This is a genomic window from Leclercia adecarboxylata (assembly GCF_035787115.1).
In the GTDB taxonomy this organism is placed as follows: domain Bacteria; phylum Pseudomonadota; class Gammaproteobacteria; order Enterobacterales; family Enterobacteriaceae; genus Enterobacter; species Enterobacter adecarboxylatus_E.
Genome location: NZ_JALKTL010000004.1, coordinates 336,580 through 357,570, shown reverse-complemented (window position 1 = coordinate 357,570; position 20,991 = coordinate 336,580). Strand labels below are relative to the sequence as shown.

The following is a 20,991-nucleotide window of genomic DNA, read 5'->3' as shown; positions in this document are numbered from 1 at the left end:
TGAATGGAAGATCTCGGTGTTGTAGATAGCATCAATAACGCTGGCTCCTGGCTGGTGCGCAACCAGGCATTATTACTGAGTTATGCAGTAAATATTGTCGCGGCCATTGCAATTATCATCGTGGGGATGATTGTGGCACGCGTAATCTCTAATGCGGTCAACCGCCTCATGCTGTCGCGCCACATTGATGCCACGGTAGCAGATTTTCTCTCGGCGCTGGTGCGCTACGGTATTATCGCCTTTACGCTAATTGCGGCACTTGGGCGCGTAGGGGTACAGACCGCGTCAGTGATCGCCGTACTCGGTGCCGCTGGTCTGGCTATCGGTCTGGCGTTGCAGGGATCGCTGTCGAACCTGGCCGCCGGGGTGCTGCTGGTCACCTTCCGTCCGTTCCGTTCTGGTGAGTATGTGGATCTGGGCGGTGTGGCCGGCACCGTGCTGCAGGTGCAGATTTTCTCTACCACCATGCGCACCGTTGATGGCCGTATCGTCGTGATCCCGAACGGTAAGATCATCGCCAACAATATCATCAACTTCTCTCGTGAACCGGTGCGTCGTAACGAGTTCATTATTGGTGTGGCGTATGACTCTGATATCGATAAAGTGAAGCAACTGCTTACCAACATTATCGAGTCAGACGATCGTATTCTGAAAGATCGTGACATGACTGTCCGTCTGAACGAGCTTGGCGCTTCATCGATCAACTTTGTGGTACGCGTCTGGAGCAACAGCGGTGATTTGCAGAACGTTTACTGGGATGTACTGGAGCGTGTGAAGCGTGATTTCGACGCCAACGGTATCAGCTTCCCGTATCCGCAAATGGACGTGAACTTTAAGCGCGTGAAAGAACCGGCGGAATAACTCCTTCTGTGACCCGGCAAGCGAAACGCTGCCGGGTCTTAATTAGTTTCACTAATTGCCAATTAATATTATCCATTTCCTCTTATTATTCTCCCGCAGTATAGTCAGCCCTCAAGACAGTTTTCTGAGATTAATCCTCATGTTATCCTTTTATATTCAAGGGCTTATGCTTGGCGCGGCGATGATCCTGCCTCTTGGCCCACAAAACGCTTTTGTCATGAACCAGGGTATTCGCCGCCAGTACCATCTGATGATTGCCAGTCTTTGTGCTCTGAGTGATATGCTCCTGATTTGTGCCGGTATTTTTGGCGGCAGCGCACTGCTGATGCAGTCGCCCTGGCTGCTGGCGCTGGTCACCTGGGGTGGCGTCGCGTTTCTTCTCTGGTATGGCTTTGGCGCACTGAAAACGGCGCTGGGCAGCAATATTGAGCTGGCAAGTGCCGAAGTGATGAAGCAGGGACGCTGGAAAATCATCGTGACTATGCTGGCGGTGACCTGGCTTAATCCGCACGTTTATCTTGATACCTTCGTGGTGCTGGGGAGCCTGGGCGGGCAGCTGGACGCAGAGCCGAAACGCTGGTTCGCGCTGGGTACCGTGAGCGCCTCTTTCCTGTGGTTCTTTGGCCTGGCGCTGCTCGCCGCCTGGTTGGCGCCCCGTCTGCGTACCGTCAAAGCACAGCGCATCATCAACGGCCTGGTCGGCGTGGTGATGTGGTTTATCGCCTTTCAGCTCGCGAAAGAGGGCGTTCATCACATAATTGAACTATTCATCTAAGCGTTGTCTTATGGACAATTGACCAGCAGCCGCTATGCTTGCTGGCATTCGCTCTGTTACATGGGCACTCTTCGCAACATGGAGGAATAAAAGTGAAGTTGAATGCAATCGCCCTGGCGGCATTAGTGGGTTTGGGCGCAGCGTCCGTTCAGGCCAGCGAACTGCCTGACAGCCCACACATTGTGACCTCCGGCACCGCAAGCGTGGATGCGGCACCGGATATCGCGACCTTAGCCATTGAAGTGAACGTGGCGGCAAAAGATGCAGCCACCGCCAAGAAGCAGGCAGACGATCGCGTTGCGCAATATCTCTCTTTCCTGGAGCAGAATGGCGTTGGTAAAAAAGATATCAACTCTGCCAACCTGCGTACCCAACCAGATTATGACTATAAGGATGGCAAAAGCATCCTGAAAGGTTATCGCGCGGTGCGCTCCGTAGAAGTTACGGTGCGTCAGCTGGATAAACTCAACGCCCTGCTGGATGGCGCGCTGAAAGCGGGCCTGAATGAGATCCGTTCCGTGTCACTGGGTGTTGCGCAACCTGAGAAATATAAAGACGAAGCGCGTAAAGCCGCGATTGATGATGCCGTGCGTCAGGCGCAGCAGCTCGCTTCTGGCTTTAACAGCAAGCTGGGCCCGGTTTACAGCGTGCGTTACCACGTCTCTAACTATCAGCCGAGCCCGATGGTACGCATGATGAAAGCTGAGGCGGCGCCTGTTTCCGCGCAGGATACCTACGAGCAGCCAACGATTCAGTTTGACGATCAGGTTGACGTGGTGTTCCAGCTGGAACCTGCGCAGGGCCAGCAGCAGAACCAGCCGGTTCAGCAGAATCAGCAGCAGGATACGGCGACCAAAGCACCGTAAAAACGGTTTTTCAGCACCCATAAAAAGCCGGGCCAGCATGAATGCGGCCCGGCTTTTTTATTAGTCCTGGCGCAGAACCTTATGTCCGTGGGCCAGCAGCGCATCGGTGACGTTGCGCATCATGCGACTTTCCGGTGCGAAGCGGTGCCAGTAGAGCATGCGGCGCTGATGTAAGCCCGGCGTCAGGTCGATCAGCTCACCGCTCTGCAGTTCTCTCTCGATCTGCAGATGCGGGATCATGCAGCAGGTTGTGCCCTGACGCGCAAGCTGCACAAAGGCTTCAGATGAGTTAACGATATGGCAGGGCACGCTGCCCGGCGGCAGATCGAAATTCTGCTGCAAGAATGCCTGATGCATATCATCAAGATGGTCAAACGCCACGGCGGGCGCTTTAAGCAGAGCCGCGCGGGTGACGCCATTCGGGAAATAGCGCTCAGCAAAAGCTTTTGAGGCGACGAAGAGATAATCCAGCGCGCCCAGTTGATCCACCAGGCAGCTTGGCAGCGCCTGGGGCTGGATACTGACCGCGCCCACCACTTCACCGCGGCGCAGACGCTCCTGGGTGCGGGTTTCATCTTCAACCTGAAGGTTCAGGCGGATAGGCGAATCGGCCAGCACCGGCGCCAGCGCGGGCAGCAGCCAGGTTGCCAGACTGTCGGCGTTGACCGCCAGCGACAGCAGAAGCGGCGTAGAGCCGGTTTGTTCATCACCCAGCCATTCATCTTCCAGCAGCTCAACCTGACGCAGCAGCGCCAGCAGTTTTTGACCCTGTTCGGTTGGACGCGGCGGCACGGTACGAACCAGCAGCGGCTGCCCGAACATGTTCTCAAGCTGTTTGATCCGTTGCGAAACGGCGGACTGGGTAATGCACAGCTTCTGGGCCGCGCGTTCGAACCCGCGTTCACGTATAACGGCATCAAGGGCCTGTAGTGTTCTGTAGTCCGGACGTTTCATTGCTCTGGCTGACTCCCAAATAATTCAATACTTCGCACTATGACATAAATTTATGTTTGATACAGACGAAATTGGTGACCTCGCAGATCACATGGCACAGGTGAATGCTCTATAATGCGCGTCACGCAAAAACACCACGGGCAAGAGATCATGACGCAGGATGAACTGAAAAAAGCAGTAGGATGGGCCGCTCTCCAGTATGTACAGCCGGGCACCATTGTCGGCGTGGGCACCGGGTCAACGGCCGCACACTTTATTGATGCGCTGGGTACGATGAAAGGCCAGATCGAGGGCGCGGTCTCCAGCTCCGATGCCTCCACGGAAAAGCTGAAAAGCCTGGGCATTACCGTATTCGATCTGAACGAAGTTGATCGCCTGGGGATTTACGTTGACGGCGCCGATGAGATCAACGGCCATATGCAGATGATTAAAGGCGGCGGCGCGGCGCTGACGCGCGAGAAGATTATCGCCTCCGTTGCGGATAAGTTTATCTGTATCGCCGATGCCTCCAAGCAGGTCGATATCCTTGGCACATTCCCGCTGCCGGTAGAAGTGATCCCTATGGCGCGTAGCGCGGTTGCCCGTGAGCTGGTTAAGCTGGGCGGACGCCCTGAATATCGCCAGGGTGTGGTGACGGACAACGGTAACGTGATTCTGGATGTGCATGGTCTGGAGATCCTCGACGCCGTGGCGCTGGAAAACGCCATCAATGGCCTGCCGGGCGTCGTGACGGTTGGCTTGTTTGCCAACCGTGGCGCGGATGTCGCGCTGATTGGCACCGCCGATGGCGTCAAAACCATCGTGAAATGATCTGACGGGGGGAGTCTCCCCCCGCTAACTTTTTTTGCAAAAGCGATATTCGGTGACTTGTGTCACATTTTTAAGTCTCTCCTGACGATCCTGCCGCTTTCTCATTCCTCTGCAGCATTTTTCACTGCCAATCGACGCTGTATGACATTTCTTCAGAGTCCCGACGCAAACGTTCATATTGCTGCAATAGTTTTTTTTGATATGTTGGCTGGAGTGGATTCACATCCAGCACAACAACAGTTCAGACAATCAGACAGGGTCGGGGAAATGGCAAAGGTATCACTGGAGAAAGACAAGATTAAATTTCTGCTGGTCGAAGGGGTGCATCAGAAAGCACTGGATAGCCTTCGTGCGGCGGGTTACACCAACATCGAATTTCACAAAGGTGCGCTGGATACCGAACAGCTGAAAGAGTCAATCCGTGATGCCCATTTCATCGGCCTGCGCTCCCGTACCCATCTGACAGAAGACGTTATTGCAGCGGCTGAAAAACTGGTAGCGATTGGCTGCTTCTGCATCGGCACCAACCAGGTAGACCTTAACGCGGCGGCGAAGCGCGGTATTCCGGTATTTAACGCGCCTTTCTCCAATACCCGCTCCGTGGCGGAGCTGGTGATCGGCGAATTGCTGTTGCTGCTGCGTGGTATCCCTGAAGCCAACGCCAAAGCACACCGCGGTATCTGGAATAAGCTGGCCTCCGGTTCTTTCGAGGCGCGTGGTAAAAAGCTGGGTATCATCGGTTACGGCCATATCGGTACGCAGCTGGGGATCCTTGCTGAATCTCTGGGGATGCACGTCTTCTTCTACGACATCGAAAGCAAACTGCCGCTGGGCAACGCCACCCAGGTTCAGCATCTCTCCGACCTGCTGAATATGAGCGACGTGGTGAGCCTGCACGTACCGGAAAACGCCTCAACCAAAAACATGATGGGTGCGGAAGAGCTGGCGCTGATGAAGCCAGGCTCGCTGCTGATCAACGCCGCGCGTGGTACGGTGGTGGACATCCCTGCACTGTGTGATGCCCTGAAACGCAAACATCTGGCAGGGGCGGCCATCGACGTCTTCCCGACCGAGCCTGCGACCAACAGCGATCCGTTCACCTCGCCGCTGTGTGAGTTTGACAACGTGATCCTGACGCCACACATCGGCGGCTCCACCCAGGAAGCACAGGAAAATATCGGTCTCGAAGTGGCCGGTAAGCTGAGTAAATACTCCGACAACGGTTCAACCCTGTCTGCGGTCAACTTCCCTGAAGTCTCGCTCCCGCTGCACGGTGGTCGTCGTCTGCTGCACATCCACGAAAACCGTCCGGGCGTACTGACGGCCATTAACCAGATCTTCGCCGAGCAGGGCGTTAACATCGCCGCACAGTACCTGCAAACGAACGCGCAGATGGGCTATGTGGTGATTGATATCGAAGCGGATGAAGAGGTTGCCGAGAAAGCGCTGCAGGGGATGAAAGCCATTCCGGGCACCATTCGCGCGCGTCTGCTTTACTAGGTCAGTGCGGCCTGATGCCCGGCGACGCTACGCTTGCCGGGCCTGCATAACCCTGGGCCGGGTAAGGCGAAGCCGCCACCCGGCTTTTTTCACCACTGCCAAATCGTTGATGGCGTCACCACCGCAGGCAGCGGGATGTCCCATTTCTCCACCGGTAGCTTTTCAACGCCCTGACAATCATGCGCATAGCCCACGGGCTGTAAGCCGTACTGCTGCCAGTTCTGCAGGGTGCGATCGTAAAAACCTCCGCCCATCCCCAGGCGCTGTCCGCTTTCATCAAACGCCACCAGCGGCGTCACCAGCACGTCCAGCTGGTCCAGCGGCAATACGTCGCGCACGTCCAGTTTCGGTTCGGTGATTTTGAGACGATTCATCACCAGCTCGCTATGGGGATGGTAGTGCAGAAACAGTAGATTGCCTGTGCTGAAAGGGTGGAGTACCGGCAGATAGACTTTTTTCCCGGTGCGCCAGAGTTCGTCTATCAGCGGCTGGGTATCCAGTTCGCCGTCAAAGGAGAGAAACAGTGCCACCGTGTGCGCCATCACCACGGGCGGATACGCCATCATGCGGGCCGCGGCTTGTTGCGCGAAATGGGCTTGTTGTTCAGGCGTTAAGGCTCTGCGCTGCTGACGGATAAACTGACGAATGTGTTGACGAGAAGCAGGGACTTCAGGAAGTTGCGTCATGGTAGTCGCTGGACAGAAAGGTGAGGGAATCTCCGAGATGCCGCCGCAGGCTGTAACCCTTGAACCCTTGGTTCAAGGTGAATGTGTCGTCATAGTTTTAAGGCTTCTCGGACGAACCGAGCATGCTCACCAACCATGGAGCGCCACATTCTTGTGGTATGAAATATCGGCTCAGGGGACTGGCCCACATGCGAACATCTCAGAGAAATTTTTCCTTCAGGGTCACTCTACCATAGTAGACCATGAAGTGTTATTCAAAGTTTTGCCCCGGTCTGTCTGTAATGCGACCCTGATCAAGCAATGCCTGTTCAATGGTCTGCTGGAGCATTTTAATGCGTTGTTCCATGCTCGCCGCGTACTCGCGGGTCTTCGCTTTTTCCTGAGTCAGTTCATAACTGATGTTCAACGCGGCGATGAAGACCAGCTGCTCAGTATTTGTGACTCTAGTGCGTTCTTTTAAATCTTGCAACCGCTGATTCAAATCATCCGCAGCCTGATTCAAAGCATCCCTTTGTTCAGGCGGACAATTCACTCGCAGCGAACGGCCAAAAATTTGGATATCGACGGGTTGTGCAGACATGCCACCTTCCTGCTGTTTGACTGCGCTGCCTTCACATCCGATTCCAGGGGCTGCGAAGGGGCGACACTATAGCTACCCTGGTGCGCAGATACAAGCCCTATTCTGGTTCACCAGGGTCCAAAGTGGTAGCATACCATGAATATTCCTCCCAATGATGACGAATGCGCATGTCTATACAGAACGAAATGCCTGGCTACAACGACGTTAGCCAGTTACTGAACCAGCAGGGCGTGGGTTTAACGCCTGCTGAAATGCACGGTCTGATCAGCGGGATGCTGTGTGGTGGAAACAGCGACAGCTCATGGCTGCCGCTGGTTCACGACCTGACGAACGAGGGGCTGGCGTTTGGTCACGATCTGGCTCAGGCGCTGCGCAGCATGCATGGCGCAATCAGCGATGCGCTGGAAGATGACGGGTTCCTTTTTCAGCTTTATCTGCCTGATGGCGACGACGTCAGCGTGTTCGATCGCGCCGATGCGCTGGCCGGCTGGGTCAACCACTATCTGTTGGGGTTGGGCGTAACGCAGCCTAAACTTGATAAGGTGACGGGCGAAGCCGGAGAAGCGATCGACGATCTGCGCAATATTGCACAGCTGGGCTACGACGAGGAGGAGGACCAGGAAGAGCTGGAGATGTCCCTCGAAGAGATCATTGAGTATGTGCGCGTTGCGTCGCTGCTCTGCCACGATACCTTTACGCGGGCCCAGCCCACAGCGCCGGAAGTGCGCAAACCAACCTTACACTAATAACAACTACTGGAGGGTGTCATGACTCAGCAAGAGTATCTTCGCCGCCGACAGGCGCTGCTGGCCGCTATGCAGCCGGGAAGCGCCGCGCTGATATTTGCCGCACCGGAGGCCACGCGCAGTAACGATAGCGAATACCCGTATCGCCAGAGCAGTGATTTCTGGTACTTCACCGGCTTCAACGAGCCGGAGTCGGTGCTGGTGCTGATTAAAAGTGATGACACCCACAACCACAGCGTGCTGTTTAACCGCGTCCGGGATCTCACCGCCGAAATCTGGTTTGGTCGCCGCCTGGGCCAGGATGCCGCCCCTGAAAAGCTGGGGGTGGATCGTGCGCTGGCGTTCAGCGAAATCAACGACCAGCTCTACCAGCTGCTTAATGGCCTTGATGTGGTTTACCACGCGCAGGGTGAATATGCGTATGCCGACGACATCGTTTTTGCCGCACTGGATAAGCTGCGCAAAGGCGCCCGGCAAAATCTGAAAGCCCCGGCAACGCTCACCGACTGGCGTCCTGTTGTACACGAGCTGCGCCTGTTTAAATCGGCGGAGGAGCTGGAGGTGATGCGCCGCGCGGGTGAAATCAGCGCATTGGCCCATACACGGGCGATGCAAAAATGCCGTCCGGGAATGTTCGAATATCAGCTCGAAGGCGAAATTCACCATGAATTTACTCGCCACGGCGCGCGCTATCCGGCTTACAACACCATTGTGGGCGGCGGCGAAAATGGCTGCATTCTGCACTATACCGAAAACGAATCTGAACTGCGGGATGGCGATCTGGTGCTGATCGACGCCGGGTGTGAATTTAAAGGCTATGCGGGGGATATTACCCGCACCTTCCCGGTGAACGGCAAATTTACGCCGGCCCAGCGCGCCATCTACGACATCGTCCTGCATTCACTGGATACCGCGCTGATGCTTTTCCGCCCCGGCACCTCCATTCAGGACGTTACCGGTGAAGTGGTGCGCATTATGCTCGGCGGGCTGGTGGATCTGGGGATCCTTCATGGTGATGTTGATCAGCTGGTTGCTGAAAACGCGCACCGCCCCTTCTTTATGCATGGTCTGAGCCACTGGCTGGGGCTGGATGTGCATGATGTGGGTGTGTATGGTCCGGAACGTTCGCGCGTGCTGGAGCCGGGCATGGTGCTGACCGTTGAACCGGGGCTCTATATCGCACCGGATGCCGATGTCCCTGCGGAGTATCGCGGGATTGGCATTCGTATCGAAGATGACATCGTCATCACTGAAACCGGCAACGAAAACCTGACCGCCTCCGTGGTGAAAAACGCCGACGAGATCGAGGCGCTGATGGCGGCGGCGCGCGCATGAGCATCATCATTGTTGGCGGAGGCATGACGGGCGCAACGCTGGCGCTGGCGATCTCCTCCCTGACCCAGGGCAAACTGCCGGTCCATCTGGTTGAGGCCGTTGCGCCGCAGTCGGCCGGCCATCCTGGATTTGACGGACGCGCCATCGCGCTGGCGCAGGGGACCTGCCATCAGCTGGCGCGCAGCGGCATCTGGCAGGCGATTGCCGATTGCGCTACTGCCATCGAAACCGTTCACGTCAGCGACCAGGGCCACGCCGGGTTTGTCACCCTTGAGGCACATGATTACCATATTGATGCGCTGGGACAGGTGGTCGAACTGCACGACGTGGGCCTGCGCCTGTTCCGTCTGCTGAAGGATGCCCCTGGCGTGACGCTGCATTGCCCGGCGCGCGTGGAGCACTTTACCCGCCGCGAAGAGGCGGTGAGCGTTACGCTGGATGACGGCACGACGCTGGAGGGTCAATTACTGGTAGCCGCCGACGGCTCCCGCTCGGCGCTCGGCCAGCAGTGTGGCATCCAGTGGCAGCAGCAGCCGTACCATCAGCTGGCGGTGATTGCTAACGTCGCCACCGCCGAGCCACACCGTGGCCGCGCGTTTGAACGTTTTACTCAACACGGCCCGCTGGCCATGTTGCCCATGTCAAAGGGGCGCAGCTCGCTGGTCTGGTGCCATCCGCTGGAAAGTGCGGATGCGGTGCAGCGCTGGTCTGATGAACGCTTCTGTACCGAACTGCAAAAAGCCTTTGGCTGGCGGCTCGGGCGTATCACCCAGGCCGGTAAGCGTTCGGTCTATCCCCTGGCCTTAACCACAGCGTCGCAGTCCGTCTCCCATCGCGTCGCGCTGGTGGGCAATGCCGCACAAACGCTTCACCCCATCGCCGGACAGGGCTTTAATCTGGGCATGCGCGATGTGATGACCCTTGCCGAAACCCTGGCACAGGCGTTTGCGCAACAGCAGGATTGCGGTGCTTATCCGGTATTATGTCATTACCAGAAGCGGCGGCTGGCCGATAAAGAGGCGACGATCGGCGTGACCGACGGGCTGGTGCATCTGTTTGCTAATCGCTGGGCGCCGCTGGTTGCAGGACGTAACGCCGGGTTAATGGCGATGGAACTATTCATTCCGGCACGTGATGTGCTGGCGCAGAGGACGCTTGGTTGGGTCGCTCGCTAAGGAGTAAACAAAGTGCAGAATGTTGATGTCGCCATTGTAGGCGGTGGAATGGTAGGACTGGCGCTGGCCTGTGGCCTGCAGGGCAGCGGTCTGCGCGTGGCGGTACTGGAACAAAAACAGCCGCAGCCTGTGGCTCCCGATGCACCGCCTGAGCTGCGCGTCTCGGCGATCAATGCCGCCAGTGAAAAGCTGCTGACCCGCATCGGCGTCTGGTCAGAGATTATTGCCCGGCGTGCCAGCTGCTATCACGGGATGGAAGTGTGGGACAAAGACAGCTTCGGACACATCGCGTTTGATGATGCAAGCATGGGCTACAGCCACCTCGGACATATCATTGAAAATGCGGTTATTCATCACGCCCTGTGGCAGAAGGCGCAGCAGTGTAGCGATGTTACGCTGATTGCGCCCGCACAACTGCAGCAGGTCGCCTGGGGTGAAAACGATGCCTTTATTACTCTGCAAAGCGGCGACATGCTCACCGCTCGCCTGGTGGTGGGGGCCGACGGCGCAAATTCCTGGCTGCGAAACAAAGCCGATATTCCGCTCACGTACTGGGACTATCGCCACCATGCGCTGGTGGCCACTATCCGTACCGCGGAGCCGCATCAGGCCGTGGCCCGGCAGATTTTCCATAATGATGGCATTCTGGCCTTCCTGCCGCTTGCCGATCCGCATCTCTGTTCGATCGTCTGGTCGCTGGCGCCTGAAAAGGCCCAGCAGATGCAGGAAGCCTCAGCAGATGAGTTTAATCAGGCGTTGTGCGTGGCGTTTGATAACCGACTGGGGCTCTGCTCCGTCGAAAGCGAGCGTCTGGTGTTCCCGTTAACTGGCCGCTATGCGCGCCAGTTCGCCGCGCATCGTCTGGCGCTGGTGGGCGACGCGGCGCACACCATTCATCCGCTGGCCGGGCAGGGCGTGAACCTGGGCTTTATGGATGCCGCCGAACTGGTGGACGAGCTGCGCCGACTGCATCGCGAAGGCAAGGATATTGGTCAGCACCTCTATCTGCGCCGGTACGAGCGCAGCCGCAAACACAGCGCGGCAATGATGCTGGCGGGTATGCAGGGCTTCCGCGAGCTGTTCGCGGGGGCTAACCCGGCGAAAAAACTGCTGCGCGATCTCGGCCTGAAACTGGCTGACACCCTCCCGGGCGTTAAACCACAACTCCTGCGTCAGGCGATGGGGCTTAACGATCTTCCTGACTGGCTCCAGTAAATTAGACTCCCGTCACACTTTATTTTCCCGGCCTCTGCGCCGGGGATTTTCCATCATTTGAAATAATCTAATTTCACCGACTTTTTCGCATTAGATTATCTAATCTGTCGATTTTTATGTTACGGAAATTTCGCGCATTTTTCCGTAGTAAATATCAGCCTGTGCTAAATGCCAACTCATTGACTTTGCTTTTGTGCGGATCAATTCGCATTTTTATAGTGAATAACTCTGTACGCTCTGCTGGCGTTTTTGACCATAAGCTAATGTGATGACCCGTTTTGCCTTATGGTTAACCACCGTTTTCGGTGGTAAGTTCAGAGGAAAGAGAACGTTTGCGTCGGCGTCCGGGAGCGATGTCGATGCCGGGTTTCGTGGTGAATTTTTCAGCATGAAACGCAAGACAGCCCAGCTCATTCAACGAGGATAAGATGGCTCAACAGACGCCTTTGTACGAACAACACACCTTATGCGGTGCTCGCATGGTCGATTTCCATGGCTGGATGATGCCGCTGCATTATGGTTCGCAGATTGATGAGCATCATGCGGTGCGCACCGATGCCGGTATGTTCGACGTCTCTCACATGACCATTGTCGATCTGCACGGCAGCCGCACCCGGGAGTTCTTACGCTATTTGCTGGCGAACGACGTCGCCAAACTGAAGACTCCGGGTAAAGCGCTCTATACCGGCATGCTGAATGCCTCCGGCGGCGTGATTGACGACCTGATTGTTTATTACCTCTCCGATGATTTCTTCCGCCTCGTTGTTAACTCCGCCACCCGCGAAAAAGACCTCTCCTGGATCACTCAACATGCTGAACCTTACGCCATCGAGATCACCGTGCGTGACGACCTGTCGCTGATTGCGGTGCAGGGGCCAAACGCCCAGGCGAAAGCCGCCTCACTGTTCAGCGATGAACAGCGCCAGGCCACCGAAGGCATGAAGCCGTTCTTTGGCGTGCAGACGGGCGATCTGTTTGTGGCCACCACCGGCTATACCGGTGAAGCGGGCTATGAAATTGCCATGCCGAACGAAAAGGCGGCTGATTTCTGGCGTGCACTGGTGGAAGCGGGCGTTAAGCCGGCGGGTCTGGGCGCGCGCGATACCCTGCGCCTGGAAGCCGGTATGAATTTATACGGCCAGGAGATGGACGAAGGCGTTTCACCGCTGGCGGCCAACATGGGCTGGACCATTGCCTGGGAACCTGCCGATCGCGAATTTATCGGCCGTGAAGCGCTGGAGATGCAGCGTGAGAAGGGCACCGAGCAGCTGGTTGGCCTGGTAATGACCGACAAAGGCGTCCTGCGTGGTGAACTGCCGGTGCGTTTCACCGATGCCAATGGCAACCACTGCGAAGGCATTATCACCAGCGGCACCTTCTCCCCGACGCTGGGTTACAGTATTGCTCTCGCGCGCGTCCCGGCGGGTATTGGCGAGACTGCCGTGGTGCAGATCCGCAACCGCGAAATGCCGGTCCGCGTGACCAAACCGATTTTTGTTCGCGCCGGTAAACCGGTCGCCTAATTATTTTTATCAGGAGAAATTCAATGAGCAATGTGCCAGCAGAACTGAAATACAGCAAAGAACACGAGTGGCTGCGCAAAGAAGCCGACGGCACTTACACCGTCGGGATCACCGAACATGCTCAGGAGCTGTTAGGTGACATGGTATTTGTGGATCTGCCAGAAGTGGGCGCGACCGTAACCGCGGGCGACGACTGTGCGGTGGCTGAATCTGTAAAAGCCGCTTCTGATATCTACGCTCCTGTGAGCGGCGAAATCGTGGCGGTTAACGACGCGCTGAGCGACTCGCCGGAGCTGGTCAACAGCGAGCCTTATGGCGAAGGCTGGATCTTCAAAATCAAAGCCAGCGACGAAGCACAGGTTGCCGCTCTGCTGGATGCCACCGCGTACGAAGCCTTACTGGAAGACGAATAATGCTGTGCCGGATGGCGCTGCGCTTATCCGGCTTACAGGACAACGTAGGCCCGGTAAGCATTAGCGCCACCGGGCAACAGAGTTACAGACAACTACGATTCACTGCACGTTTCAGGAACCATCGCTCATGACACAGACTTTAAGCCAGCTTGAAAACCGTGGCGCCTTTATTGAACGTCACATCGGGCCGGATGCTCAGCAACAGCAGGAGATGCTGAAGACGGTTGGCGCGGATTCGCTCAACGCCCTGATCGGCCAGATTGTGCCAAAAGATATTCAGCTCGACACGCCGCCGCAGGTGGGGGAATCGACCACTGAATTCGCCGCGCTGGCTGAGCTGAAGGGCATTGCCAGCCTGAACAAGCGCTTTAAGTCTTACATTGGCATGGGCTACACTAACGTGCAGTTGCCGCCGGTGATCCTGCGCAACATGCTGGAAAATCCGGGCTGGTACACCGCGTACACCCCTTATCAGCCGGAAGTGTCTCAGGGGCGTCTGGAAGCGCTGCTCAATTTCCAGCAGGTCACGCTGGATTTGACCGGTCTGGACATCGCCTCCGCTTCGCTGCTGGATGAAGCCACCGCCGCCGCCGAAGCGATGGCAATGGCAAAACGTGTCAGCAAACTGAAGGGGGCAAACCGCTTCTTCGTTGCAGCAGACGTTCACCCGCAAACCCTGGATGTGGTGCGTACCCGTGCTGAGACATTTGGCTTTGAAGTGCTTGTTGATGATGCCGAGAAAGTGCTGGATCATCAGGATATCTTTGGGGTGCTGTTGCAGCAGGTTGGCACTACCGGTGAAGTGCATGACTACGGCAAACTGATTGCCGCGCTGAAAGCGCGCAAAGTTGTCGTCAGCGTGGCGGCCGATTTTATGGCGCTGGTGTTGTTAACCGCTCCGGGCAAACAGGGCGCGGATATCGTCTTTGGCTCCGCGCAGCGCTTCGGCGTGCCGATGGGCTACGGCGGCCCACACGCGGCCTTCTTCGCCGCAAAAGATGAATTCAAACGCTCCATGCCGGGCCGTATTATCGGCGTATCGAAAGATGCGGCGGGTAACACCGCGCTGCGCATGGCGATGCAGACTCGCGAGCAGCACATCCGCCGTGAGAAAGCGAACTCCAACATCTGTACTTCCCAGGTTTTACTGGCCAACATCGCCAGCCTGTACGCCGTCTACCACGGTCCGGCCGGCCTGAAGCGTATTGCCAGCCGTATTCATCGTCTGGCCGATATCCTGGCCTGCGGCCTGCAGCAGAAAGGACAGAAACTGCGCCACGCGCACTTCTTCGATACCCTGTGTGTCGACGTCGCTGACAAAGCCACCGTGCTGGCGCGCGCTGAGGCAGCAGAGATTAACCTGCGCAGCGACATCCTGAATGCGGTCAGCATTACCCTGGATGAGACCACCACCCGTGACGATGTGCAGGCGCTGTTTAACGTTCTGCTGGGCGAGGGCCACGGCCTGAACGTGGATGCTCTGGATAAAGAAGTGGCGCATGACAGCCGCTCCATTCAGGAGACGATGCTGCGCGACGATGCGATCCTGACCCATCCGGTGTTCAATCGTTACCACAGCGAAACCGAGATGATGCGCTATATGCACTCGCTGGAGCGTAAAGATCTGGCGCTGAATCAGGCGATGATCCCGCTGGGTTCCTGCACCATGAAGCTGAACGCCGCCGCCGAGATGATCCCTATCACCTGGCCGGAATTTGCTGAGCTGCACCCGTTCTGCCCGGCTGACCAGGCGGAAGGTTATCATCAGATGATCAACCAGCTCTCCGACTGGCTGGTGAAACTGACCGGTTACGACGCGCTCTGCATGCAGCCGAACTCCGGCGCACAGGGTGAATACGCGGGCCTGCTGGCAATCCGCCACTACCACGAGAGCCGCAACGAAGGCCATCGCGATATCTGCCTGATCCCAAGCTCCGCTCACGGCACTAACCCGGCATCGGCCCAGATGGCGGGGATGGAAGTGGTAGTGGTAGCCTGCGATAAGAACGGCAACATCGATCTGGCTGACCTGCGTGCTAAAGCGGAACAGACCGGCGATAAGCTCTCCTGCATCATGGTGACTTATCCGTCCACCCACGGCGTATACGAAGAGACCATCCGTGAAGTGTGCGAAATCGTGCACCAGTATGGTGGCCAGGTTTACCTCGATGGCGCCAACATGAACGCCCAGGTCGGGATCACCACTCCAGGCTTTATCGGCGCGGACGTATCTCACCTGAACCTGCACAAAACCTTCTGCATTCCGCACGGCGGTGGCGGCCCGGGCATGGGCCCGATTGGTGTGAAAGCGCACCTGGCGCCGTTCGTACCGGGTCACAGCGTGGTGCAGATTGAAGGCATGCTCACCCGCCAGGGCGCAGTCTCTGCAGCACCGTTCGGCAGTGCCTCCATTTTGCCAATCAGCTGGATGTATATCCGCATGATGGGCGCAGAAGGGCTGAAGCAGGCAAGCCAGGTGGCGATCCTGAATGCCAACTATATCGCAACGCGTCTGAAGTCTGCCTATCCGGTGCTCTATACCGGCCGTGATGGCCGTGTGGCGCACGAGTGTATTCTGGATATTCGTCCGCTGAAAGAACAGACCGGCATCAGCGAGCTGGATATCGCTAAACGCCTGATCGACTACGGCTTCCACGCGCCGACCATGTCGTTCCCGGTGGCGGGTACGCTGATGGTGGAACCAACCGAGTCCGAAAGCAAAGCCGAACTGGACCGCTTTATCGACGCGATGCTGGCGATCCGCATGGAGATCGATCGCGTTCAGGATGGTGAATGGACGCTGGAAGATAACCCGCTGGTGAACGCGCCGCACACCCAGCACGAACTGGTGGCAGAGTGGAATCACGGTTACTCCCGCGAGCTGGCTGTCTTCCCGGCGGGTGTCGCTAACAAGTACTGGCCGACCGTGAAGCGTCTTGATGACGTTTATGGCGACCGCAATCTGTTCTGCTCCTGCGTGCCGATGAGCGAATACCAGTAATCCTTCTGCCATACTGTAGGCCGGGTAAGCGCAAGCGTCACCCGGCTTTTTTTTATCCGGAGGTAGTTAATGGCAATAGCATTAGTGACCGGCGCCAGCCGTGGGATCGGCAAAGCGACCGCGCTGCAGCTGGCGCGTGATGGTTACACCGTGGCGGTGAATTATCACCACAACATTAAAGCCGCAACCGATGTGATCAATCAGATTGTAGAAGAGGGCGGCAGAGCCTTTGCTGTACGCGCTGACATCAGCGACGAAGCACAGGTCATGGCGATGTTCGACAGCCTCGATCGCGAAGGCGAGCCCCTTACCGCACTGGTTAACAATGCCGGGATCCTGTTTGAGCAGAGTACCATCGAGAATCTCTCTGCCGAACGTATCAACCGCGTCCTGGCCACTAACGTGACCGGGTATTTCCTCTGCTGCCGCGAAGCGGTGAAACGTATGGCGCTGAAGCATGGCGGAAAAGGCGGAGCGATTGTGAATGTTTCGTCAGCGGCTTCGCGACTCGGCGCGCCGGGGGAGTATGTAGATTACGCGGCATCGAAAGGGGCGGTGGACTCTCTCACCACCGGGCTATCGCTGGAAGTGGCGGCGCAGGGTATTCGGGTGAACTGCGTACGCCCGGGGCTGATTTATACCGAAATTCATGCCTCCGGCGGTGAACCAGGACGGGTGGAACGGGTGAAGTCGATGCTGCCGATGCAGCGCGGCGGTCAGCCGGAAGAGGTGGCGCAGGCGATTGTCTGGCTGCTGAGCGAGAAAGCCTCGTACGTGACGGGCAGTTTTATTGAGTTAGCGGGCGGGAAGTAAGGCCCCCTCACCCCAGCCCTCTCCCCATAGGGGAGAGGGTGAAAAGACCGCACCGTGCCATCCCCTCTCCCCACAGGGGAGAGGGTGAAAAGACCGCACCGTGCCATCTCCTCTCCCCACAGGGGAGAGGGTGAAAAGACCGCACCGTGCCATCTCCTCTCCCCACAGGGGAGAGGGTGAAAAGACCGCACCGTGCCATCCCCTCTCCCCTGTGGGGAGAGGGTTAGGGTGAGGGGAAAATTACAGCGTCTCGCCGTTGCTGGCGATCACCGCTTTGTACCACTCAAAGCTCTTCTTGCGTGAACGGGACATGTCGCCGGTGCCGTCGTCGTGCTTGTTCACGTAGATAAAGCCGTAGCGTTTGCTGTACTGACCGGTAGTGAACGACACGCAGTCGATGCAGCCCCACGGGGTATAGCCCATCAGATCCACGCCGTCGTAAGTGACCGCTTTCATCATCTCTTCCACGTGTGCACGCAGGTAGTCGATGCGGTAGTCATCGTTGATGCTGCCGTCCTCTTCCACTTTGTCGTAGGCACCAAAGCCGTTTTCTACTATAAACAGCGGTTTCTGGTAGCGCTCATACAGCTCGCACAGGGAGTAACGCAGGCCCACCGGGTCAATCTGCCAGCCCCAGTCCGAGGCTTTAACGTGTGGGTTTGGCACGCTGCCTTCAAAGCCGGAGATGGCATCGCCGGTGCCGCCTTCGGCTTTCACTGCGTTGGTCATGTAATAGCTGAAGCCCAGATAATCGCAGGTGCCTTCGCGCAGGATCTGCTCGTCGCCCGCTTCCATCTTGATGGTGAATCCGCGGCGCTCCCACTCGTTCAGCACGTAGGACGGGTAGTAGCCCCGCAGCTGTACGTCGGTAAACACATAACGCTCACGCATCGATTCCTGGGCAAACATCACGTCTTCTGGTTTGCAGGAGAAAGGATAGAGCGCCACCATCGCCAGCATGCAGCCGACTTTCATCTCCGGATTAATACGACGGGCGGCTTTCACCGCCAGCGCGCTGGCCACGAACTGGTGATGCAGCACCTGGTACATGGTCTCTTCCGGATTCTGATGCTCGGTATAGACTACGCCAGAGCAGCAGTAGCCGAACAGCGGCGCGCGCCAGTTACGCTGGTTGTTGATTTCGTTGAAGGTCATCCAGTATTTGACTTTGCTCTTGTAGCGCTCAAACACCACTTCGGCGAAGTTAACGAAGAAATCCACCACCTTGCGGTTGGTCCAGCCGCCGTACTCCTGCACCAGGTGCAGCGGCATTTCGAAGTGGGAGAGGGTAATCACCGGCTCGATGTTGTACTTCAGCAGCTCATCGAACATATCGTCGTAGAATTTCAGCCCCTCTTCGTTAGGCTGGGTTTCATCCCCTTTAGGGAAGATACGGGTCCAGGCGATGGAGGTGCGGAAGCATTTGAAGCCCATCTCGGCAAACAGCCTGATGTCTTCTTTATAGTGGCCGTGGAAGTCGATGGCCTCGTGGTTCGGGTAGTATTTGCCGTCAACCACTTCCTGGGTGATTTCACGCGGTACACCGTGTGCGCCGCCCGTCAGCACGTCACAAATGCTCGGGCCTTTGCCGCCTTTGTTCCAGCCGCCTTCAACCTGATGCGCCGCAACCGCGCCGCCCCATAAAAAATCTTTTGGTAAGGTGAGTTTTTTCATCTTTGCTAATCTCATTTATTGCTACTGTATTTGAGTCTAACAAAGGGCAATAAAAAGTCACGATATAACAATTCTTGATAATTGTAATATGTCACAGCGAAAAAACAGGGTGTTTTATTCCGTTAATTTCTTCGCCAGTTTACGCCCCAGAGATTCAAGAATATAAATAACCGGGATTTGAGTGGTAATATCGTAAACGCCGCCAATGCGCGTTTGCGGTACGTGCCAGGAGAGATTAAAGTCCGCTAATTTAGCCAGCCGCGAATGCTCGTGACTGGTGATAGAGAGTACCTTGCAGTGGTGCAGGCTGAACTGGCTGGCGAAGCGCAGGATCTCTTCGGTCTCCCCCGAGACGGATAGCACAATAGCCAGTGCGTTTTTCGCCATATCATTGGTAACCGGAAAATAAGGGTCGTCGATATGGTTGCTGAATTTGCCAATATTTGAAAAGAAACGCGCGCCGTATTTTGCCAGCGAACCTGAAGTGCCCGCGCCGACAAATATAATGCGCTCTGAGGATAATATAATTTCTACCGCGTTATTTAGCAGTGCGTCGAATTCGTCGTTATTTACACTTTTGAAAAAACTGATAATCTCACTGGCGCCAAAATTAGCCTGCTGGGGTTCGTTTTGCTCAAGATATAATTTAAAACGCACGCGGAACTCCGAATAGCCATCGCAGTTCAGCTTGCGGCAAAAGCGCAGCACGGTAGTGGTAGAAACTCCAGCCGCATCCGCCAGTTCGCGAATGGTCATGTACATCACCCGATCGCGGTTTTTAATGACGGTGTTGTAGACCATCATCTCCAGGTTATTGAGACTGGCAATGGCGGAATGGGAGAACATGCTCACAGTGGCTAAACTCACTCATCAGACTTCATCTTCAGGGAATAATAACATGCAGCCAAACGACATTACTTTTTTTCAGCGTTTTCAGGATGACATTCTGGCCGGACGTAAAACCATCACCATCCGCGATGCAAGCGAAGCCCATTTCAGCGCTGGCGACGTTCTGCGGGTAGGGCGCTATGAGGACGACGGCTATTTTTGCACTATTGAGGTGACAGGAACCTCGACGGTAACGCTCGACACGCTGACTGAACAGCACGCCTGTCAGGAAAACATGACTCTCGACGAACTGAAGCGGGTGATTACCGAAATTTACCCTGGCCAGCACGAGTTTTATGTGATTGATTTTAAATGTCTTTAATTTTAACCGTGTACATCCGTTAGCTGAAAATATCATTTAATTATATGATTGTATTAAATAAATATTTATATGATATTTATTTTGGCTAACATGTGTTCACTGGAATCATTCTCAGTTAGCATAGTCAGCGAGGCATTATTCACTTTTGTTTTCCCGGAGTTCTCTATGGTTAGCAAGCCATTAACCACACAGGGATATTCGCTGGCTGAGGAAATAGCCAACAGTATTAGTCACGGAGTCGGCCTGGTATTTGGCATCGTCGGGCTGGTGTTGCTGCTGGTGCAGGCCGTCGACACCAACGCCAGCGCGCTGGCGATCACCAGTTACAGCCTGTACGGCGGAAGCATGATTTTGCTGTTCCTGGCGTCCACCCTGTACCACGCCATTCCGCATCAGCGGGCCAAGATCTGGCTGAAGAAATTTGACCACTGCGCGATCTATCTGCTGATTGCCGGCACCTATACGCCATTTTTGCTGGTCGGGCTGGATTCGCCGCTGGCGCGGGGGTTGATGATTGTTATCTGGAGCCTGGCCCTGCTGGGGATCCTGTTTAAACTGACCATCGCACACCGTTTTAAGATGCTGTCGCTGGTTACCTATCTGACGATGGGCTGGCTGTCGCTGATTGTGGTCTATCAGCTGGCGGTAAAACTGGCGGCGGGTGGCGTCACATTGCTGGCGGTCGGAGGCGTGGTCTATTCGCTGGGTGTCATTTTTTACGTCTGCAAGCGCATCCCCTATAACCACGCAATCTGGCACGGGTTTGTGCTGGGCGGCAGCCTGTGCCATTTCCTGGCGATTTATTTGTACGTTGGGCAGGTTTGATTAAGACTGGCGGAGGGATGTGCGGCCTG

20 protein-coding genes and 1 other RNA gene are annotated in these 20,991 nt (G+C 56.2%); 15 read left to right on the top strand and 6 right to left on the bottom strand.

Annotated elements, in window-relative coordinates:
* Positions 1–3 precede the first annotated feature (3 nt).
* From MXM41_RS15550 to MXM41_RS15540, 3 genes are all read left to right on the top strand, one after another.
* The gene (locus MXM41_RS15550; protein ID WP_325932910.1) at positions 4–861 is read left to right on the top strand and encodes a small-conductance mechanosensitive channel MscS; all 858 of its coding nucleotides are present in this window, start codon (positions 4–6) and stop codon (positions 859–861) included.
* A 139-nt stretch (positions 862–1,000) separates the two neighbouring features.
* On the top strand, positions 1,001–1,636 hold the full coding sequence (argO, locus tag MXM41_RS15545) for an arginine exporter ArgO (RefSeq protein WP_325932909.1): 636 nt from the start codon (positions 1,001–1,003) through the stop codon (positions 1,634–1,636).
* Between the two features lie 92 nt (positions 1,637–1,728).
* Positions 1,729–2,502, top strand: a complete 774-nt coding sequence (locus MXM41_RS15540; RefSeq protein WP_325932908.1) for an oxidative stress defense protein — start codon at positions 1,729–1,731, stop codon at positions 2,500–2,502.
* Positions 2,503–2,562: 60 nt separating this feature from the next.
* Here the strand turns inward: MXM41_RS15540 and argP are convergent, their stop codons facing one another.
* Positions 2,563–3,456: a DNA-binding transcriptional regulator ArgP gene (gene argP / locus MXM41_RS15535; protein ID WP_325932907.1), complete on the bottom strand. Its 894-nt coding sequence runs from the start codon at positions 3,454–3,456 to the stop codon at positions 2,563–2,565.
* Positions 3,457–3,606: 150 nt separating this feature from the next.
* On the opposite strand from argP, the gene rpiA reads away from it, so the two are divergent.
* Both rpiA and serA read left to right on the top strand, forming a co-directional pair.
* Positions 3,607–4,266 (top strand): ribose-5-phosphate isomerase RpiA, encoded by a 660-nt coding sequence (gene rpiA, locus MXM41_RS15530; protein ID WP_325932992.1) that lies wholly within the window; start codon positions 3,607–3,609, stop codon positions 4,264–4,266.
* A 267-nt stretch (positions 4,267–4,533) separates the two neighbouring features.
* Positions 4,534–5,766, top strand: coding sequence for a phosphoglycerate dehydrogenase (serA, locus tag MXM41_RS15525; RefSeq protein WP_325932905.1), 1,233 nt, complete (start codon positions 4,534–4,536; stop codon positions 5,764–5,766).
* An 89-nt stretch (positions 5,767–5,855) separates the two neighbouring features.
* Here the strand turns inward: serA and MXM41_RS15520 are convergent, their stop codons facing one another.
* The 3 genes from MXM41_RS15520 to zapA form a co-directional block, all read right to left on the bottom strand.
* Entirely contained in the window at positions 5,856–6,452 is a 597-nt protein-coding gene (locus MXM41_RS15520; protein ID WP_325932903.1) for a 5-formyltetrahydrofolate cyclo-ligase, read from the bottom strand.
* A gap of 25 nt (positions 6,453–6,477) precedes the next feature.
* Positions 6,478–6,661, bottom strand: a non-coding RNA gene (ssrS, locus tag MXM41_RS15515) — 6S RNA.
* Positions 6,662–6,702: 41 nt separating this feature from the next.
* Entirely contained in the window at positions 6,703–7,032 is a 330-nt protein-coding gene (zapA, locus tag MXM41_RS15510) for a cell division protein ZapA (protein ID WP_039029820.1), read from the bottom strand.
* Between the two features lie 167 nt (positions 7,033–7,199).
* On the opposite strand from zapA, the gene MXM41_RS15505 reads away from it, so the two are divergent.
* The 8 genes from MXM41_RS15505 to MXM41_RS15470 all read left to right on the top strand — a co-directional run bounded on the left by MXM41_RS15505 (position 7,200) and on the right by MXM41_RS15470 (position 17,253).
* Positions 7,200–7,778: a YecA family protein gene (locus tag MXM41_RS15505; RefSeq protein WP_325932902.1), complete on the top strand. Its 579-nt coding sequence runs from the start codon at positions 7,200–7,202 to the stop codon at positions 7,776–7,778.
* A 21-nt stretch (positions 7,779–7,799) separates the two neighbouring features.
* Positions 7,800–9,113, top strand: coding sequence for a Xaa-Pro aminopeptidase (pepP, locus tag MXM41_RS15500; protein WP_325932901.1), 1,314 nt, complete (start codon positions 7,800–7,802; stop codon positions 9,111–9,113).
* Positions 9,110–10,288 (top strand): 2-octaprenyl-6-methoxyphenyl hydroxylase, encoded by a 1,179-nt coding sequence (gene ubiH / locus MXM41_RS15495; protein WP_325932900.1) that lies wholly within the window; start codon positions 9,110–9,112, stop codon positions 10,286–10,288. Before pepP ends, ubiH begins: the two co-directional genes overlap by 4 nt.
* Before the next feature lie 12 nt (positions 10,289–10,300).
* On the top strand, positions 10,301–11,503 hold the full coding sequence (gene ubiI / locus MXM41_RS15490; protein WP_325932899.1) for an FAD-dependent 2-octaprenylphenol hydroxylase: 1,203 nt from the start codon (positions 10,301–10,303) through the stop codon (positions 11,501–11,503).
* 428 nt (positions 11,504–11,931) lie between these two features.
* The gene (gene gcvT / locus MXM41_RS15485; protein ID WP_325932898.1) at positions 11,932–13,026 is read left to right on the top strand and encodes a glycine cleavage system aminomethyltransferase GcvT; all 1,095 of its coding nucleotides are present in this window, start codon (positions 11,932–11,934) and stop codon (positions 13,024–13,026) included.
* Between the two features lie 23 nt (positions 13,027–13,049).
* Positions 13,050–13,439: a glycine cleavage system protein GcvH gene (gene gcvH, locus MXM41_RS15480; RefSeq protein WP_325932897.1), complete on the top strand. Its 390-nt coding sequence runs from the start codon at positions 13,050–13,052 to the stop codon at positions 13,437–13,439.
* A 127-nt stretch (positions 13,440–13,566) separates the two neighbouring features.
* Positions 13,567–16,440 carry an aminomethyl-transferring glycine dehydrogenase gene (gene gcvP / locus MXM41_RS15475; RefSeq protein WP_325932896.1) on the top strand — a complete coding sequence of 958 codons (2,874 nt, stop codon included), beginning with the start codon at positions 13,567–13,569 and terminating at the stop codon, positions 16,438–16,440.
* Positions 16,441–16,509: 69 nt separating this feature from the next.
* On the top strand, positions 16,510–17,253 hold the full coding sequence (locus tag MXM41_RS15470) for an SDR family oxidoreductase (RefSeq protein ID WP_325932895.1): 744 nt from the start codon (positions 16,510–16,512) through the stop codon (positions 17,251–17,253).
* A 240-nt stretch (positions 17,254–17,493) separates the two neighbouring features.
* On the opposite strand, the gene MXM41_RS15465 is transcribed toward MXM41_RS15470, so the two are convergent.
* Together MXM41_RS15465 and MXM41_RS15460 are read right to left on the bottom strand one after the other, a co-directional pair.
* Positions 17,494–18,927: a 6-phospho-beta-glucosidase gene (locus tag MXM41_RS15465; protein WP_325932894.1), complete on the bottom strand. Its 1,434-nt coding sequence runs from the start codon at positions 18,925–18,927 to the stop codon at positions 17,494–17,496.
* A gap of 114 nt (positions 18,928–19,041) precedes the next feature.
* Entirely contained in the window at positions 19,042–19,773 is a 732-nt protein-coding gene (locus MXM41_RS15460; protein ID WP_325932991.1) for a MurR/RpiR family transcriptional regulator, read from the bottom strand.
* Positions 19,774–19,825: 52 nt separating this feature from the next.
* Between MXM41_RS15460 and yqfB the strand changes: the two genes are divergently transcribed.
* Both yqfB and trhA read left to right on the top strand, forming a co-directional pair.
* Positions 19,826–20,137 carry a N(4)-acetylcytidine aminohydrolase gene (gene yqfB, locus MXM41_RS15455; protein ID WP_325932892.1) on the top strand — a complete coding sequence of 104 codons (312 nt, stop codon included), beginning with the start codon at positions 19,826–19,828 and terminating at the stop codon, positions 20,135–20,137.
* A 165-nt stretch (positions 20,138–20,302) separates the two neighbouring features.
* A complete protein-coding gene (gene trhA / locus MXM41_RS15450; protein WP_325932890.1) occupies positions 20,303–20,962 on the top strand; it encodes a PAQR family membrane homeostasis protein TrhA in 660 nt (219 codons plus the stop codon).
* The last annotated feature ends 29 nt before the right edge of the window (positions 20,963–20,991 follow it).

Coding starts and splice junctions, on each gene's coding strand:
- MXM41_RS15550 (WP_325932910.1), top strand. CDS start 4: ATGGAAGATCTCGGTGTTGTAGATAGCATCAATAACGCTGGCTCCTGG.
- ubiH (WP_325932900.1), top strand. CDS start 9,110: ATGAGCATCATCATTGTTGGCGGAGGCATGACGGGCGCAACGCTGGCG.
- MXM41_RS15460 (WP_325932991.1), bottom strand. CDS start 19,773: ATGTTCTCCCATTCCGCCATTGCCAGTCTCAATAACCTGGAGATGATG.
- gcvH (WP_325932897.1), top strand. CDS start 13,050: ATGAGCAATGTGCCAGCAGAACTGAAATACAGCAAAGAACACGAGTGG.
- serA (WP_325932905.1), top strand. CDS start 4,534: ATGGCAAAGGTATCACTGGAGAAAGACAAGATTAAATTTCTGCTGGTC.
- trhA (WP_325932890.1), top strand. CDS start 20,303: ATGGTTAGCAAGCCATTAACCACACAGGGATATTCGCTGGCTGAGGAA.
- MXM41_RS15470 (WP_325932895.1), top strand. CDS start 16,510: ATGGCAATAGCATTAGTGACCGGCGCCAGCCGTGGGATCGGCAAAGCG.
- pepP (WP_325932901.1), top strand. CDS start 7,800: ATGACTCAGCAAGAGTATCTTCGCCGCCGACAGGCGCTGCTGGCCGCT.
- yqfB (WP_325932892.1), top strand. CDS start 19,826: ATGCAGCCAAACGACATTACTTTTTTTCAGCGTTTTCAGGATGACATT.
- MXM41_RS15465 (WP_325932894.1), bottom strand. CDS start 18,927: ATGAAAAAACTCACCTTACCAAAAGATTTTTTATGGGGCGGCGCGGTT.
- gcvT (WP_325932898.1), top strand. CDS start 11,932: ATGGCTCAACAGACGCCTTTGTACGAACAACACACCTTATGCGGTGCT.
- MXM41_RS15520 (WP_325932903.1), bottom strand. CDS start 6,452: ATGACGCAACTTCCTGAAGTCCCTGCTTCTCGTCAACACATTCGTCAG.
- rpiA (WP_325932992.1), top strand. CDS start 3,607: ATGACGCAGGATGAACTGAAAAAAGCAGTAGGATGGGCCGCTCTCCAG.
- gcvP (WP_325932896.1), top strand. CDS start 13,567: ATGACACAGACTTTAAGCCAGCTTGAAAACCGTGGCGCCTTTATTGAA.
- argO (WP_325932909.1), top strand. CDS start 1,001: ATGTTATCCTTTTATATTCAAGGGCTTATGCTTGGCGCGGCGATGATC.
- zapA (WP_039029820.1), bottom strand. CDS start 7,032: ATGTCTGCACAACCCGTCGATATCCAAATTTTTGGCCGTTCGCTGCGA.
- MXM41_RS15505 (WP_325932902.1), top strand. CDS start 7,200: ATGTCTATACAGAACGAAATGCCTGGCTACAACGACGTTAGCCAGTTA.
- argP (WP_325932907.1), bottom strand. CDS start 3,456: ATGAAACGTCCGGACTACAGAACACTACAGGCCCTTGATGCCGTTATA.